This window comes from Methylotuvimicrobium sp. KM2, assembly GCF_038051925.1.
Taxonomy (GTDB): domain Bacteria; phylum Pseudomonadota; class Gammaproteobacteria; order Methylococcales; family Methylomonadaceae; genus Methylotuvimicrobium.
On record NZ_CP150634.1, the window covers coordinates 1,303,014 to 1,320,741 of the forward strand.

The 17,728-nt window shown below is 51.0% G+C and carries 9 protein-coding genes; 6 read left to right on the plus strand and 3 right to left on the minus strand.

What is annotated here, in order from left to right; all coding sequences use genetic code 11:
* Positions 1–21: 21 nt before the first annotated feature.
* Positions 22–354 (minus strand): ISAs1 family transposase, encoded by a 333-nt coding sequence (locus WJM45_RS05750; RefSeq protein ID WP_341328014.1) that lies wholly within the window; start codon positions 352–354, stop codon positions 22–24.
* A 70-nt stretch (positions 355–424) separates the two neighbouring features.
* Here WJM45_RS05750 and WJM45_RS05755 point away from each other — a divergent pair, with 70 nt between their 5' ends.
* The 6 genes from WJM45_RS05755 (at position 425) to phoR (ending at position 14,116) form a co-directional block, all read left to right on the plus strand.
* Positions 425–571, plus strand: coding sequence for a hypothetical protein (locus WJM45_RS05755; RefSeq protein ID WP_341328015.1), 147 nt, complete (start codon positions 425–427; stop codon positions 569–571).
* 797 nt (positions 572–1,368) lie between these two features.
* A complete protein-coding gene (locus WJM45_RS05760) occupies positions 1,369–6,786 on the plus strand; it encodes a hypothetical protein (RefSeq protein WP_341328016.1) in 5,418 nt (1,805 codons plus the stop codon).
* A 58-nt stretch (positions 6,787–6,844) separates the two neighbouring features.
* A complete protein-coding gene (locus WJM45_RS05765) occupies positions 6,845–8,434 on the plus strand; it encodes an autotransporter domain-containing protein (protein ID WP_341328017.1) in 1,590 nt (529 codons plus the stop codon).
* A 679-nt stretch (positions 8,435–9,113) separates the two neighbouring features.
* Entirely contained in the window at positions 9,114–11,693 is a 2,580-nt protein-coding gene (gene clpB / locus WJM45_RS05770) for an ATP-dependent chaperone ClpB (protein ID WP_341328018.1), read from the plus strand.
* A gap of 425 nt (positions 11,694–12,118) precedes the next feature.
* Positions 12,119–12,811 carry a phosphate regulon transcriptional regulator PhoB gene (gene phoB, locus WJM45_RS05775; RefSeq protein WP_341328019.1) on the plus strand — a complete coding sequence of 231 codons (693 nt, stop codon included), beginning with the start codon at positions 12,119–12,121 and terminating at the stop codon, positions 12,809–12,811.
* 6 nt (positions 12,812–12,817) lie between these two features.
* Entirely contained in the window at positions 12,818–14,116 is a 1,299-nt protein-coding gene (gene phoR / locus WJM45_RS05780) for a phosphate regulon sensor histidine kinase PhoR (protein WP_341328020.1), read from the plus strand.
* Between the two features lie 833 nt (positions 14,117–14,949).
* On the opposite strand, the gene WJM45_RS05785 is transcribed toward phoR, so the two are convergent.
* Both WJM45_RS05785 and WJM45_RS05790 read right to left on the minus strand, forming a co-directional pair.
* Positions 14,950–15,429, minus strand: a complete 480-nt coding sequence (locus WJM45_RS05785) for a hypothetical protein (protein ID WP_341328021.1) — start codon at positions 15,427–15,429, stop codon at positions 14,950–14,952.
* A gap of 222 nt (positions 15,430–15,651) precedes the next feature.
* Positions 15,652–17,565, minus strand: coding sequence for a hypothetical protein (locus tag WJM45_RS05790; protein WP_341328022.1), 1,914 nt, complete (start codon positions 17,563–17,565; stop codon positions 15,652–15,654).
* Positions 17,566–17,728: the final 163 nt, after the last annotated feature.

Below are 17,728 nucleotides of genomic sequence, written 5' to 3' on the forward strand. Positions count from 1 at the left end.
TGGCTAGACAGGGCAAATGCATTAAAATTGCTGTACAAACAGAAGCCTAGCGCGGTAGCGATCGTTCCAGGCTGCTTTGAGTCTTTTCTTTTTCATGCTGAGTTTAGATTTCTCTTGCTGGAACAGATTGACACAGATATGCCCGATGGTGGTCATAATCGCGGCTGCATTACCTTTTCGGATTCGGTTGTCATCTTCTCGAAAGATTACGTCTAAGCGCCAGTGCAATTGGTTTTCAATGCCCCAGTGATGGCGCACAGCCCGCGCAAATAGCCGCGCATCGGCTTTAATGCTGTTAATGAAACAACGCTGCTCGATTGTTACTTTATCGTCGATGTGGCATTCGCGCTCCACGAAGCCAATGCTGCGTAATTCTTTCCAGAACTCCGTGCTCCTCGTTAATCCAATAACGGCGGATTTCTAAATGCCCATGGTCGTTGTCGATTTCTTCGTGACAAGCGTATTCGACGTGTTTAAAATTCGCTTTCTTGGCCGTGTTGAAAAAATCCTCGACGGCTTTATGCAATTCACCTTGATCTTCACGCTAGGAAGGGACTATCTACTTGCGTGAACTCCGACGACCGCAAATCTAAGTAGAGAAAACACGTGATCGAGTGTATGCTAGATCGCAAGACTTTACCGTAAGCCGTAAACTGCTGTTTTTATTGCGGGTCAAAGTCTCGCTAAAGGAGTTGTCCGTACCCTTCAGGTAGCGCCCGGAAACGGCGGCGTTCGGTTGCTCGATCGATAGGTGTCGGCAGCAGGGTAGATTGTTGCTCCTCGGCAATTGCTCCTGCATTACCCTATCTCCTGCATCCTTGTAGTCGTCGGCAACTGCTAAGTTTGCAAGGATGTAACGAATGCAGAAATTACATTACACAATGGATGGGGTGTATTAGGGCAATGCAGGGCAGAAAAATGCTCCTGCATTTTCTGCATTCATTACATCCATGTAACTCAGCAATTTCCGAGGAGCTTTTTTTTGACCTGCATCGCCAAAGCGCCTATTGTTGGTGGCCTACAACACGCGATCCTCCTTGGCGTTCTAGCTACCGTTGATCCTACATCGACTGATTTACGGCGTTCTGTCGAGCGAGCAACGAACCCTAGATAAAAGACATGAGTTCGGGAACGCATTTGTCGTAAAATCCCAGCTGAGAATATTTTGCATCTAAGCCAAGTAAGCCCCGGGCCTTCACCTCGTTGGCTTGTACGGCAAACGACGCTATGCGGCATTCCGAGTCACGACGATCGGTTGACGCGGTCGAACGAGGGCATGCTTGGCTTCAGAGTAGATCTTTGAATCCATCGAAGCGGTAGGGATTTGTTTAAACTAGTTTTCCTTGTTTTTTACCCAGGCAGTTTATTATGTCTAAAAAATTCGCTCCGATCACATACCAGCTCCGCTCCGGCAGTTACTCCATTGATAATCTGAGGTTCCGGCCAGGCGATAAGTTAATTTACTCATCGGGCATCGCCGTTGCCATCGAGAATAACGCCCCGAAAGACGGTTTCATCGATGTCGTAAGCGTTTTCAACGGGATAGAAAGCCGGGTTCGCCTAAGGGTGCCTCGAGACAAAGACGGCCCCGTTTCCGACATCGCATCCTTCAATGAGGTGTTCGGCCCGGGAAGTCTTACTTTCGACCCCGCCATCACGCAAGCGCAAGCCAAAGGAAAAACGGTTAGCCTGGAAGGTAACGCGGGGCCGGGCATAGACAATGTCGCTATTTTTGCCGAAGGCGCTGAAACACCTCTGGGCTTTGCCTCGGTCACTAACGGCATATGGTTTTTTACGATTCCCGAACTCGAGGTCGGCACCCATACCTTTTTTGCTCGAGGCGTTTTCCCCGACGGCGAACTCGGCGATGACTCCTTGGTCAAGGAAGTGACCGTCTTGGAGCCCATTCCTCTGACCTTCACGCCGAATCATTCCGAGATCTTTGAACTTCCAGGCACTCTCAACACCGCGACATACACGATCACGGGCCGCGCGGGGACGACGGTGCAATTGGCGCTTGCCCCGGATAGCGAAGCGAGTGAAGACGATATTTCGATAACGGGTTTATCGAACGATAATCAGTTGACTTTGGGCGTAAATGGCACGGCAACCTTCTCGGTGACCGCTCTTCAGGACGATGAAACCGAGATCAGCGAGCTACTCCGTTTTTTGGTCAGCGATGTCGATGATCCGAGTAATAACGCTACGGCCGACATCACCATTCGGGATTTTCTACCGCTGACCTTGACGCCGAACCTAACCGAAATTTTTGAACAACCGGAAGCGCCGAATACGGTTCTCTATACGATTACAGGACTGCCGGGAACACGGGTTCAATTGGCGATTACAGAAGACAGCATCGCCGATGCCAATGACATTCTGAGCACGAATCTACCCTACGACAATCAATTGGTACTGAACAATCAAGGCCTGGCGACTTTTTCGGTCACGGCGCGTCAGGATGATTTTCCGGAACTCGCCGAATTGCTTCGCGTGTCTGTTTTCGATCTCGACAATCCTACCAACAACACTTCGACCGATGTCACCATTGTCGATGTCACGCCGCTGTCGATCAGCACCGACCGGTCCACGATCTTCGAACAACCCGGCTTACCCGATACCGTGGTCTATACGATTACCGGCACGCCGGGCCTGACCGTCCGGTTGGCGATCGCGCCGGACAGCGTCGCCGATGCCGCCGACATTCTGAGCACTCATCTGCCGGACAACAACCTGTTGACCTTGAATGACAGCGGCACCGCCACCTTCTCGGTCACTGCCCGGCAAGACGACACGCCTGAATTCGACGAACTCTTGCGCGTGAGCGTCACCGAAATCGATAATCCGACTAGCGTCGTCTTCGCCGATGTCACCATCAGAGACTTGACTCAACTGACGATCACGCCCGATCAATTGCGGATATACGAACAACCCGGCGCGCCCAATACCGTGACCTATACCATAACCGGGTCGCCTGGAGCCGCCGTGCAATTGACGATTGCGCCAGACAGTGTCGCCGACGCCGATGACATTCTGACCACCAATCTGCCGGACAACAATTTGTTGACCTTGAACGACGACGGTATCGCCACCTTCTCGGTCACGGCCCGGCAAGACGACATCACCGAACTCGACGAACTCTTGCGCATTAGCGTCACCGAGATCCTTAACCAAAACAACACCGCGATCGCGGATGTGACTATCAGCGATACCACCCCGCTATCGATAACGCCCGATAGGACTGAAATATACGAGCAACCGGGCACGCCCAATACCGTAACTTACACGATAAGCGGAGCGCCCGGCGCCACCGTGCAATGGGCGATCGCCGAAGACAGCGTCGCCGATGCCGGCGATATTCTGAGCACTCATCTACCCGACGACAACCGATTGGTGCTGAACGCGCAAGGCCTGGCGACTTTTTCGGTCACGGCGCGTCAGGATGATTTTCCGGAACTCGCCGAATTGCTTCGCGTGTCTGTTTTCGATCTCGACAATCCTACCAACAACACTTCGACCGATGTCACCATTGTCGATGTCACGCCGCTGTCGATCAGCACCGACCGGTTCACGATCTTCGAACAACCCGGCCTGCCCGATACCGTGGTCTATACGATCACCGGCACGCCGGGCCTGACCGTCCGGTTGGCGATCGCGCCGGACAGCGTCGCCGATGCCGCCGACATTCTGAGCACTCATCTGCCGGACAACAACCTGTTGACCTTGAATGACAGCGGCACCGCCACCTTCTCGGTCACTGCCCGGCAAGACGACACGCCTGAATTCGACGAACTCTTGCGCGTGAGCGTCACCGAAATCGATAATCCGACTAGCGTTGTCTTCGCCGATGTCACCATCAGAGACTTGACTCAACTGACGATCACGCCCGATCAATTGCGGATATACGAACAACCCGGCGCGCCCAATACCGTGACCTATACCATAACCGGGTCGCCTGGAGCCGCCGTGCAATTGACGATTGCGCCAGACAGTGTCGCCGACGCCGATGACATTCTGACCACCAATCTGCCGGACAACAATTTGTTGACCTTGAACGACGACGGTATCGCCACCTTCTCGGTCACGGCCCGGCAAGACGACATCACCGAACTCGACGAACTCTTGCGCATTAGCGTCACCGAGATCCTTAACCAAAACAACACCGCGATCGCGGATGTGACTATCAGCGATACCACCCCGCTATCGATAACGCCCGATAGGACTGAAATATACGAGCAACCGGGCACGCCCAATACCGTAACTTACACGATAAGCGGAGCGCCCGGCGCCACCGTGCAATGGGCGATCGCCGAAGACAGCGTCGCCGATGCCGGCGATATTCTGAGCACTCATCTACCCGACGACAACCGATTGGTGCTGAACGCGCAAGGCCTGGCGACTTTTTCGGTCACGGCGCGTCAGGATGATATCCCGGAACTCAGCGAACTGCTTCGCGTATCCGTCTTCGATATCGATCATCCCGCCAACAGCGCTTCGACCGATGTCACCATTGTCGATGTCACGCCGCTGTCGATCAGCACCGACCGGTCCACGATCTTCGAACAACCCGGCCTGCCCGATACCGTGACCTATACGATAAGCGGAGCGCCCGGCGCCACCGTGCAATGGGCGATCGCCGAGGACAGCGTCGCCGACGCCGACGACATTCTGAGCACCCATCTGCCGGACAACAACCTGTTGACCTTGAATGACAGCGGCACCGCCACCTTCTCGGTCACGGCCCGGCAAGACGATCTAACGGAACCCGGTGAATTGCTTCGCGTTGTTGTCTTCGATCTCGATCATCCAGAAAACAGCGCATCGGCGGATATTACCATCAGCGATTTCACGCCGCTGACGCTCACCCCCGATCGCTCAAGGATATACGAACAACCCGGCGCGCCCAATACCGTGATCTATACGATAGCCGGAACACCCGGAGCCACGGTGCGATTGGCGATCGCCGGGGGCAGCACCGCCAACGCCGATGACATTCTGAGCCCCCATCTGCCGGACAACAATCTGTTGACCTTGAACGACGACGGCATCGCCACCTTCTCGGTCACGGCCCGGCAAGACTACATCGCTGAAATCGACGAACTCTTGCGCGTCAGCGTCACCGACATCGACAACCCGAACGACACCGCGACCGCGGAGGTCACGATCAGCGATATCACCCCGTTGTCGATCACGCGCAATAGGACTCAAATATACGAGCAACCGGGCACGCCCAATACCGTGACCTATAGGATAACCGGAACGCCCGGCACCGAGGTTCAACTAGAGATTCCAAGCAATAGCGTTGCGAAAGCGGGCGATATTTCCAGCGCTCACCTGCCCAACAACAACCGTTTGACGCTCGATGCCAATGGCGTTGCGACATTTTCGGTGACCGCCGTGCAAGACGACCTGGTTGAAGGCAACGAACTTTTTCGCGTGCTCGTCAGGGATGTCGAGCATCGCAATAACACGGCCTCCGTGAGCATCACGATCCGTGATTATATGGAGCTGACGATTACACCGGATCGCACCGAAATTCATGAGTTGCCGGGATCGCCGAATACGGTGACCTACACCGTTACGGGCCTGCCGGGCTCCGATATCTCGATATCGAGATACGGCGAAGCCAGCAGCGCCGATGGGCAGGATTTTGAGCTGTCGGCCGTGACGGTTGGCGCACTGATAGACGATAGCGAAGCACCGGATGAATTCGTCATTCGGTTGAACGCTAACGGCGAGGCTCGCTTCGTGATCACAGCAGTTCAAGATTTCATATCCGAAGACCCGGAAACATTGGTTCTGCGCGCCAGCGAACTCAATAATCCGAACAACGTCGCGCTCTCCGCTACACTCGTCATCCAGGATACCGATCCGTTCAGGCTTACAGTCAACAACGACAACCTGACCGGCACCGATAACAACAACGAGTTTGATGGCTCTCTCTTTTTCAGTGATTTAAACGACGGCTTGGCCACGCTAAATACCGGCGATATCGTCGACGGGGGCTTAGGTTTCGATACGTTGGAGGCAGACCTGCTCGCCGGCACCGTTGCACCGACGTTAATCAGCATCGAAGACATCATCTTATGGGGCATTGAAGCAGGCGCGATATTCGACATCAGTAATTCGACCGGCATTGTCTCGATAAGCACCGATGACAGCTATTTTGTTACCGTCACCGCCGACGATTCGACGGCATTCAACGATATCACGCTTTCCGGTGCGATGAATTTGGATTTGACCGGAGATTACAGTCCTTTATCAGACGCGCATTTGCAAATTTGGGGAGATTTATGGGTCAATTCCTCGAGCAAACAAGTCATCGATCTCTCGAATCAAAACGATGACCTTTATAACGATGACCTTTATATAGAGTTTCTTTACAGTTCGGCGGATGAATTGACCCTGCCGATTTCAGTCGAAAGCGAAGATTTTTACGGGGTGGTACTCAGTTACACCAACGCAACATTTTCGGCACCCATCTCCATCACTAACTTTACTGCCGGTAGAAATCAGATAATTTTCGATCGAATTCAGGCATCGAGCTTTTTCTCCGCCTTGCCGGACGGAGATTTAACTGGGCATTTTAGTGCGGGAAACTTCGGTTCCAATATTCCGGATCTGGGTGATGATGCGAGCGATATTTATTTGATTTACGACTTGGACAGCGGAAGACTGTATTACGATGCCGATGAGGGAGGAAATGGACTGCCTGTCGAAATTCTGCAACTAATAGGGGCGCCGACTTTGTCTGCCGATGATTTAGAGTTATGGTGGGGTCTCTAGGATGCATTGCCCAAGTCCGAATGACCCTGTCCGAATTAATTTAATAGTAGGCGACATTATGTTCACTCAACAAGGCCTTTTTTTTCAACGAAAACCCTGCGCGATGCTTCGTCAACTGGCTTGGTTTCTGCTCGTCGTTTTGCTCGGCAGTTTCAGCCTCAGCCATGCGGCAATCGTAGCGCCCGCATCAGTCAACCTCTTGACCGGTCAAGCAGCCAGAATCGTCCTAGCCAATCAAGGGGAAACGATCCGAATCACGCGAGGGCCCGCCAATGGCGCCTTGGTCAATAACGGCGACGGTTCGGTCAGTTACACTCCCAATAGCGATTATATCGGCGCCGACAGCTTTTCCTTCGCCGCCGACTTTGCCAATGAACCGATCACCGGCTCCGGGACCGTGAACTTGAATGTGAGGTCCAGCGAATCGATGGCGTCGTTCACGAATGAAAGCCAAATACTCAAGGTCATCAGCAAATCGAATGCGCCCGAACTGAGGCGATTCTACGAAAACTTCATCCGCCTGGACCCATCGACTCAATTCGAAGTGTTGCAATCGATAACGCCGCTGCAAACCGCAGCACAAATCAACTCGGCGGCGATGCAGTCGAACATTCAGGTTCGTAATTTGCTGTACCGTCTCGACGAAATTCGGCAAATGCTCAGGCACGGACAAGAAACCGGCGGCGTCCAGTTGAGCGCGAATGGTCGTACCTTCAGCTTGGCCAGCCTGTTTCCATCGCAAGCCCAAGGCGGCGGCGCCGGCGACGAACCGGAAAGCGGCGATTTGTTCGACAACCGCCTGAACGTTTTTGTCAACGCGCAATACAACAAAAACGATAGAATCACGACCGACTTAGAAGTCGGCTCGGACTCCGATGTTTTCAGCATCACCATCGGCACCGATTATCGTTTTACCGATGCATTGATACTGGGCGCCGCCTTCGGATTTAGCGATACCGACACGGATTATCAACGTAGAGCCGGTAACTTATTGAACCGAGGCTACAGCGCTTCTGTCTACGGTTCTTATTTCATCACCGACAACCTCTATCTGGACGGTATCTTCACCTATACGGGCAGTGCTTACGACTCGCAGCGGATGCTACTGATACCCGACGCGCTAGGGAACATTGCCCGGCAGAATAGCCGGGCCGACTTTGGCGGCGACCAACAACGCTTCAGCATCGGTTTGGGCTATGATTTACCGCTAAAACAATGGACATTCGGCGTCAAGGCGAGGACCGAATACGGCCGCATGAACATCGGTGCCTATCAGGAAAAAGGACCGACCGGTTTAAACCTACTCGTCGACGAGCAATTCAATGAGTCGGTGCTCACGGTGCTGGGATGGCAAGTCAGCTATGCCTATAGCGCGCCCTTCGGCGTGCTGCTGCCGCATTTGGGCTTCGATTGGGAACACGAGTTCAAAAACAACAGCCGGGACATGGTCATGCGTTTTGCCCACGACCCGTCATTGCCTTTTGTGATCAGGACCAATAACCCCGATCGGGATTATTTCATTTTTCGCGCCGGCATGAGCGCGATTTTGGCGAACGGTATCTCCTCGTTCGCCCAATATGAAACCTTGCTGGATCAACGTTACGAAACGATGCATACGGCACGCATCGGGGTTAGATGGGAGTTTTGATTTCCGGTCTTTGCAACAACGGGCGTGAAACAACGACGCCCTTTTCGCTCCTATCCAAACTCAGCTAAGGATTTCATGATAAATAACGTCCTGGAACTATGAGCTTAGCAGGACGGGGTTTGCAACCCCGTCCTACTCCCTTCTTACTGAAGAATCGTTCAACTTTGTTGGGTATGGGGTATGCCTATCGAGGAGCGCCGTGAACCCGTCCATGGGGGCTTGACGGCGGCTCGATCGCCAGGGATGGCGTGAATGCAGATTTTGCAGGAGCAAAAATCTGCCCTGCCGCCGACATCCTCGCTAGGCATACCCCACACCTTCTCGTTCTTATACGCTTTTTCGGTCAAAAGGGAGTAAACGTTTTGACTTTGGCTGAAGTCAGCCGAAATGTTTAGGGCAAATCGAAACGTTGGGGACGTGTTAAATAACCCGTCTCGCAGAAGGACGCCCCCTTTTTTTTAATATGAATCAATGTATTGCGCCTTAAGTTGTCGCTTATGGGAATGCGGCTCCGGATGCTCCTGCGTCCGGTAACGATAGAAACGAGCTGAAATGCTACTTCTCGGATTAACGCGAACATGGCCCGAAAAAAGAGTAATTTTTTTTGGCGAGCTTGAAAAACAGCCGGTTACCCTCCATGTTAGGAGTAATATACAAATTCACCGATGAGGTAAACAACATGAGAATGGATAAACTGACCAGCAAGTTTCAGATGGCGTTGGCCGATGCGCAAAGCCTGGCTTTGGGAAAAGATCATCAATTCATCGAACCGGCCCATGTGATGCTGGCGTTATTAAACCAGGACGGCGGCAGCATTCGTCCGCTGTTGTCGCAAATCGGCGCGAACCCGAATATCGTGCAGGCTGAATTGACCAAGGTGCTTGAACGCACGCCGACCGTTTCAGGAATAGGCGGCGATGTGCAGATTTCCAACGAATTGTCGCGCTTGTTGAATGTGACCGATAAGCTCGCGCAAAAACGCGGCGACAAATTCATCTCGAGCGAATTATTCTTACTGGCTGCCTGCGAAACATCCGGCGCTCTTCAAGATATCCTAAAAAAAGCCGGTGTTACGAAAGCGGCAGCCGAAAAAGCCATAGACAATGTCCGTGGCGGTCAGAACATCGACGATGCCAACGCCGAGGAGCAACGTCAAGCCTTGAGCAAATACACGATCAACCTAACCGAGCAAGCCGAACAAGGCAAACTCGATCCGGTGATCGGTCGCGACGACGAAATCCGTCGCACGATTCAAGTCTTGCAACGCCGCACCAAAAACAACCCGGTACTGATCGGCGAGCCCGGCGTCGGCAAGACCGCGATTGTCGAAGGCTTGGCGCAACGCATCGTCAATGGCGAGGTTCCCGAAGGTATCAAGGGTAAGCAATTATTGGCTCTAGACATGGCTGCATTGATCGCCGGCGCGAAATTCCGCGGCGAGTTCGAAGAACGCCTGAAAGCGGTGCTTAACGACATTGCCAAGCAACACGGACAAATCATTCTGTTCGTCGATGAACTGCATACGATGGTCGGTGCGGGCAAAGCGGAAGGCGCGATGGATGCCGGCAATATGCTTAAACCCGCTTTGGCGCGCGGCGAATTGCATTGCGTCGGTGCGACAACACTCGATGAATACCGCAAATATATCGAAAAGGACGCAGCCTTGGAGCGCCGTTTCCAAAAAGTCCTGGTCGACGAGCCGAACGTCGAGGATACGATAGCAATATTGCGTGGCCTCAAGGAAAAATACGAAGTGCATCATGGCGTCGAAATCACAGACCCCGCGATCGTCGCTGCTGCAACGCTGTCGCATCGTTACATTTCCGATCGGCAATTGCCGGACAAGGCGATCGATTTGGTCGACGAGGCGGCCAGCCGCATCCGCATGGAAATCGATTCGAAACCGGAAGCGATGGATAGACTCGAACGGCGCTTGATACAATTGAAGATCGAACGCGAAGCGCTGAAAAACGAAACCGACGACGCCTCTAAGAAACGCTTGGAAAGCCTCGAGGAAGCGATCGACAACCTGGAAAAAGAATATTCCGAGTTTGACGAAATCTGGAAGGCTGAAAAAGCCGCGTTGCAAGGTACAACCGCGATCAAGGAAAGACTGGAACAAGCGCGTTTGGAATTGGAAGTCGCCAGTCGCGCGAACGACCTGAGTCGAATGTCGGAATTGCAATACGGCGTGATCCCTTCGTTGGTCAAGGAATTGGATCTGGCGTCGCAGGCCGAAATGCAGGAAATGAAACTGCTTCGCAATAAGGTAACCGACGAGGAAATCGCCGAAGTCGTCTCGAAATGGACCGGCATTCCGGTCTCGAAAATGATGGAAGGCGAGCGCGACAAATTATTGCGCATGGAAGAGCAGATCCAAAAGCGCGTGGTCGGACAAACCGAAGCGCTGATTTCGGTCAGCAACGCGATTCGCCGTTCGCGGGCGGGGCTTTCCGATCCTAATCGTCCGAACGGTTCTTTCCTGTTCTTGGGACCGACCGGAGTCGGTAAAACCGAACTGTGCAAGGCACTGGCCGAATTCTTGTTCGATACCGAGGAAGCGATGGTGCGCATCGATATGTCCGAGTTTATGGAGAAACATTCGGTCGCGCGTCTGATCGGCGCGCCTCCGGGCTATGTGGGTTACGAAGAAGGAGGATATTTGACAGAAGCGGTGCGGCGCAAGCCTTATTCGGTGATTTTGCTCGACGAGGTCGAAAAAGCGCATCCGGATGTATTCAATGTGCTGCTGCAAGTCCTCGACGACGGCCGTTTGACCGACGGACAAGGCAGAACGGTCGATTTTCGCAATAGCGTTGTCGTGATGACTTCGAATCTGGGTTCGGATCGCATACAGGAACTGGCCGGCGAGGAAAACTACGCGGCAATGAAAGCGGCCGTGATGGAAGTGGTCGGCTATCATTTCCGCCCCGAGTTCATCAACCGTATCGACGATGTTGTCGTATTTCATCCGCTGGGCCGCGATCAAATTCGCGCGATTACCGATATTCAGATTCGCTATTTGCGTAAACGCCTGCTCGATCACGACATCGACATGGAGTTGAGCGAGGCGGCTCTGGATAAACTCGGCGAAGCCGGTTTCGATTCGGTTTACGGCGCAAGACCGCTGAAACGCGCGATACAGCATCAATTGGAAAACCCGCTCGCTCAAGAGATTCTTGGCGGAAAATTCGGTCCGGGCGACAAAATTGTTGTCGATGTCGAAGGCGGTACATTGGCGTTTTCGAAAGCGGCTTGATTTCTCGAAGCCCCCGGCGCTTCCTCAGATCTCTCTCAGAGAAGGGTTGAGGAGAGGTTTTAGCTTAGGAAAGTTATTGCCATCCATAGTCGATATGGATGGCAATACGGCTATTGAAAGAGTCGGAAATCTTATACTCATCGTAGATGAAAATTCGGCCTCGGGGTGCCCGTCAAAGGACGCCGTGAATACGTCCATGTAGGCTCTATGCCAGCTCCATGTTGGCAAAGCCTTTGCGAGCGCCATGGATGGCGTGAATGTCGATTTTGCAGGAGCAAAAATCGACCTAGCACCCCGAGGCCTCCTCCGGCACTGACGAAATTTGAAGTGCGAAAGGTATACAATATCGGCATGATCATATAATTGTCATAAAAACGTAACATAGCTCCTGCTAAAATCAGAATTTTATTGACCTGTAGAAGCATATGAGTAGATTGAGCGTTTTAGTCGTCGAAGATGAGGATGCTATCCGAGAAATGCTGGCGATGGTATTGGAGCAGTCCGGTTTCGAAGCGAGTCAATGCGCCGATGCCGAAGTGGCTAATTTGATTCTTCAGGAACGCATGCCGGATTTGATCGTGTTGGACTGGATGTTGCCCGGCATTAGCGGTATCGAATGGGCTAGGCGTCTTAAGAAAGACCAATTTTACCGGGAAATCCCGATTATTTTATTGACCGCCCGAGGCGAGGAAGAAGACAAAGTGCGCGGGCTCGAAATTGGTACCGACGATTACATGACTAAACCTTTTTCGCCGAAGGAACTGGTCGCAAGAATACGCGCCGTACTGCGTAGAACCGGTAAAATCCAAGACTTGGCGCAGATTACGCTTGGCGACATGATTCTCGACAGCGAGCAGCACCGTTTGACGATAGGCGACAAACAACTGGATGTCAGCCCGACCGAATTCAGATTGATGCAGTTTTTCATGACGCATCCGGACAAAGTCTATAGCCGCACGCAATTACTCGATCAAGTTTGGGGGCGCAGTGTTTATATCGAAGAGAGGACCGTCGACGTGCATATTAGACGATTAAGAAAAATATTGGCCGAATACGGACGGGAAGAACTAGTGCAAACCGTACGCGGATTCGGATACCGATTTTCGCTGATTAGCTAAAACCCAATGAATCCATGGATTAGGGAAATTGCAACATTATCGCTACTGTTGCTTGGCGCAATCGTTGTCGGGGTTTTGGGCAAAATTCTCGTGCCGATGCTGTTTGTGCTCTTAGCGAGCATTTTGATTCGACAATTTTATCAGATTTATCGATTCGAAAAATGGATAGACAACGGCGGTAGTGGGAAATATCCGAAGTCGACCGGTATTTGGGAGGCTATTTACTACCACGTTTATCGCATGAAAAAGCGCGAAAAAAAGCGCAAAAAAAAGCTCGGAAAAATGGTCGATCAATTTCGCAAATCGACCGAGGCCTTGCCGGATGCGGCTGTTGTGCTTGGTCCTAGCGATGAAATCGAATGGACCAACAAAGCGGCGATGAAAGTGCTGGGCCTCGACAAATCCGACAAGGGTCAGCGGATACCTAACTTGATTCGTTTTCCCGAATTCACCCGCTACTTGGATAATCGCAAGTACGACGATGTGATCGTGCTCCCTTCGCCTGTCGATCCTAATGTGATGCTCTCAGTCCGAGTCGTTCCTTATGGAGTCGGCTTGCGATTGCTGTTGGCGCAAGACGTTACTCAGCTGAAAAAAATGGAAATCATGCGCAAGGACTTTGTCGCGAATGTGTCTCATGAGCTTAGAACACCGCTGACGGTGCTGAAAGGTTATCTGGAGACGATCAAGGATATGGACGACGGCGAATCGGGACTTTTGAGTAATTCGATCAAACAAATGCAAAGTCAAACCGAACGCATGGAGCATCTAGTCGACGATTTGTTGTTGTTGACTCGACTGGAAACTCAGAAAAAGAAGGCGAAATGCGTCGATATTCCAGGTTTGCTAAGTAAAATATGTAGCGAAGGCGCAAGTCTGAAAAACTCATCCGGGCGTATCGAGTTCAAACTGGAAAGCCAAGTCAAAATAATCGGTGTGGAAGAGGATTTACGTAGCGCCTTTACCAATTTGTTAGTCAATGCCCTGAAATATTCGTCCGAAGACTCCATTGTCAATGTGCGCTGGTATGAGCATCAGGGTTGCCCGAGACTGGATGTGCAAGATCATGGCGAGGGCATAGCGGCATCGGAGATTCCAAGAGTCACCGAACGCTTTTATCGGGTCGATACCAATCTGAGTAAAAAACAAAGCGGGACCGGTTTAGGTCTTGCGATCGTCAAGCATGCGCTGCAAAATCATGAAGCCAAATTAGAAATAAAAAGCGAAGTCGGGAAGGGAAGTTGTTTTAGTTGTATTTTTCCAGGTCGTTTGATTTGCAGAGATGAGAAGGATGTTGTTGCGTGAGCTTCGGAATTGCGGTTTTTTATCTACTCTATTAATAATTATACTCGTCGTAGATGAAAATTCGGCCTCGGGGTGCCCGTCAATCTGAATTCGGCAGTCTAACCATGAAGCACATGAAGTTCATAAAGGATTCCAAGAACTTACCAAATCCTTCTCGCTAACCTTTTTGGTGAGCGAAAGTTCTATACAAACGCGTAATAAGCTATTGAATTAACTTCCTATTCTTCATGATGAAATGCTTTTTCTAGGATCAAAGGCCCAGCGCCTAAATTCCATAACGCAATGGCCATGATTTAATTGCCTTGGATAATTAGGGTGCTGGGCCTGTCAAGCAAGTATACTCACCGTAGATGAAAATTCGGCCTCGGGGTGCCCGTTAAAGGACGCCGTAAATACGTCCATGTAGGCTCTATGCCAGCTCCATGCTGGCAAAGCCTTTATCGAGCACCCCGAAACCTCCTCCGGCACTGCCGAAATTTGAAGTGCGAAAGGTATAAATCGATTGCGGAGAATGCCTTTGGCATGTTTTCAATTACTCCCTTTATATCCAAAAAATGGTTAACTTTATAAAGGTATGGGGTGTGGCTAGCGAGGATGTCGGCAGCAGGGATCGCTGCCGTCAAGCCCCCATGGATGGGTTCGCCCAGCACCTAAATCCAGCACCTAAATTCCATAGCCCATTGGCTATGTTTAATGTCATGGCTAATTTAGGTGCTGGATGAATTCCATAGTCCATTGGCTATGGTTAACTATATTGGATAATTTAGGTGCTGGGTTCACGGCGGTCCTCGATAGATACATCCCATACCTTTTATTCTTAGACGGTTTTTCAATCAAAAGGGAGTAGATGATTGGGGTTGTAAGGCGGGGCTTTCCTGAAGCGGCAACGATTGATATTTCTCAAGTAAATATTGCTTTAGCCAGGTTTCGGCATCGATATCGGTTCGAGGAGTATCGTCGATTTTTTGCAGCCGCTGTTTCAACAAATGACGAGGCGTTAACAGCAGTTCAATATCGGACATCGCAACGAACTTATCCGGGTGGGTATTGTTGCCATTCATAATGTTGAAAAGCTGATGCTTCTTTAATGACAGGCTGTCGATTAACTCTTCGCGGATATCAAGCATCAATGGTAGCAAATCGCTGCCGGTAAAGTCGTCTTCATGCAAGCATCGGAACCTTTTTAGCATGTAGTTGATCGCGAAGCGGTAAATGTCCGACTCCCGAACGTAAAACCTCGATGCGGTGACTTGAACAGCGTTACGAAGACTGTTTTCTATTCGTAGGGAAATGATGTGTTTCAGTTCGCTCAATTTTACAACCCTTCTCTATTTGTAACTATACCTTTCGCACTGCCGAAATTTGAAATGCGAAAGGTACAAAGGATTTCGTGATAAATAACGTCCTGGAGCTATGAGCTTTGTCGAGGGTTCGAGCAACCGAACCCTCCATAAAATAGGGAAGTTATTTATGCCCAAATCCTAAGCAAACCGACCTAGATGAAATGTTCGATCTAGGTCGGCATGCTTTTACGATTAATTACATTCGGCGGATTCCGTAACCATAATGGTTTCGGTCAATGTTGTCGTTTGATTGCTTGCATCCCTGATCGTAACGGTAATATTGTAAGAACCAACTTCTTCATAGTAGAAATCCTCAGCGTTGTAATTCGTAACTCCGGCATTGAGAGTAACCGGTCCCGTAATTTCCCCATCGCCCCAATCTACGGTAATAGTGTAGGGTTGAGTTCCTCCTTGTATATTCGACAATAGCAATACGGTTGGATCGTTTAGAATAAGGTCATCGGTTTCTAAAGTGGCGCTGATATCACCGCTTGCTTGAGGATTAACCGTCACGTTTACCGTTGCGGACGATGAACCGGCGCTATTCGTTGTCGTGAGTCTAAAAGTCAAAACGGTCGGTGCGGCGACGGTCGGCGCGGTAAAGCCGGCTGAAGCACTGTTTGGGGTGGACAGAGTCACTGAAGGTCCGGCAGTTTGTTCCCATGTATAACTGTCGATGGTCCCGGTACTGCCTGCACCGTTGAGCGTTACGGACGCTTCCGATATGACCGTTTGTGCGTTGCCGGCATTAGCTACTGGAGCTACTACAATTGGATTGACTGTCACGTTAACCGTTGCGGACGATGAACCGGCGCTATTCGTTGTCGTGAGTCTAAAGGTCAAAACGGTCGGTGCGGCGACGGTCGGCGCGGTAAATCCGGCTGAAGCACTGTTCGGGCTGGATAGGGTCACTGAAGGTCCGGCAGTTTGTTCCCATGCGTAACTGTCGATGGTTCCGGTACTGCCTGCACCGTTGAGCGTTACGGACGCTCCCGATATGACCGTTTGTGCGCTGCCGGCATTGGCTACCGGAGCCGCCTCAATAGGATTGACGGTGACTCTGACCGTATCTTCCGATGTGCCCGCGCTATTTGTTGTAGTTAATTTAAAAGTCAAAACGGTTGCTTCAGTAACGGTTGGCGCAGTAAAGCCGGTTGTTACGCTATTTGCATCGGATAAGGTAACCGATGGACCGGAGGTTTGTTCCCAAACATAGCTGTTAATGGTTCCCGTACTTCCCGCACCGCTTAAATTAATAGAGGCGCCTGAATTTACAGATTGGTCGCTACCGGCATTGGCGACTGGGGAAGCGAGTCCTTCGGCTACGGTTATAGAAACGTTAGTTCTGTCTATGGCTCTGTCGTTATCCCGAACGAACAGTTCAAAATCCAATGTAACCGGAGAGGTTTGGTCGGGACTGTCAAATGTAAATGAAGCAAGCTCTGCTTTTGGGTTTATTAATCTGACTTTGGCGCCTCTTGGTAATTGGTTTCTTTTAGTCAAGAGCTTCCATCGGTATTGAATAATTTGTCCGTCATCGGTACTGCCGGATGCGTTTAGGTCAATTCCTGATGAAGCCGCTGCCCAAGTTACCGAGCGATTCGGCCCGGCATTCGCGATAGGCGGATTATTGACAGGTAGAACTCGGACTGCAACACGTCTTTTTGCAGTTGCTTTTCTGTCATCGCCATTATCGGCTTCCAATTCGAAGCGTAATCTGAGCGGTTTGGAACGTTTATCGGTTTTTTCAATAGTCGGCGCAGTGAATGAGGCGATAGGAGCATTTGGGTTATTAATGACGACATCGGGGCCTTGAATTTGCCTCCACGTATATGTCAATTCCTTGCCGTCAATATCAAAAGTATTGCTGCCATTCAAAGTAACAACTGTGCCTTCATCAACCGGTGTAATCTTGTCGATTCTGACTTTAGGTGGAGCAGCTTCGGCGACCTGAGAAAGAGACAATGAACTGATAGCAATCATTAAGCCAATCAATAGCCGCGATTTAGGACTGCGTTTGAAGCAGTAGTCTCTGCCTCGGTTTTCCGTATATGGCTTAATGTTTACCGGTTCTAGTGAACCCGATGATAGGTCTAATATGGTCATAAAATATTCCTTAAAACAGTAGTTGAAATTGGAAATAAGTAGCGATTTAGCTTTGGAAGAGTGCTGGCGTTGAGCCGGGCCTATAAAACGATAGAAATTGTCGGCTAAAATAGAATGTCATCGCGAGCGCTCAGACTTAGTAGCTAGTGGAATAAGCAGGTCA

Coding starts and splice junctions, on each gene's coding strand:
- WJM45_RS05755 (WP_341328015.1), top strand. CDS start 425: ATGCCCATGGTCGTTGTCGATTTCTTCGTGACAAGCGTATTCGACGTG.
- phoR (WP_341328020.1), top strand. CDS start 12,818: ATGAATCCATGGATTAGGGAAATTGCAACATTATCGCTACTGTTGCTT.
- clpB (WP_341328018.1), top strand. CDS start 9,114: ATGAGAATGGATAAACTGACCAGCAAGTTTCAGATGGCGTTGGCCGAT.
- WJM45_RS05765 (WP_341328017.1), top strand. CDS start 6,845: ATGTTCACTCAACAAGGCCTTTTTTTTCAACGAAAACCCTGCGCGATG.
- WJM45_RS05760 (WP_341328016.1), top strand. CDS start 1,369: ATGTCTAAAAAATTCGCTCCGATCACATACCAGCTCCGCTCCGGCAGT.
- WJM45_RS05790 (WP_341328022.1), bottom strand. CDS start 17,565: ATGACCATATTAGACCTATCATCGGGTTCACTAGAACCGGTAAACATT.
- phoB (WP_341328019.1), top strand. CDS start 12,119: ATGAGTAGATTGAGCGTTTTAGTCGTCGAAGATGAGGATGCTATCCGA.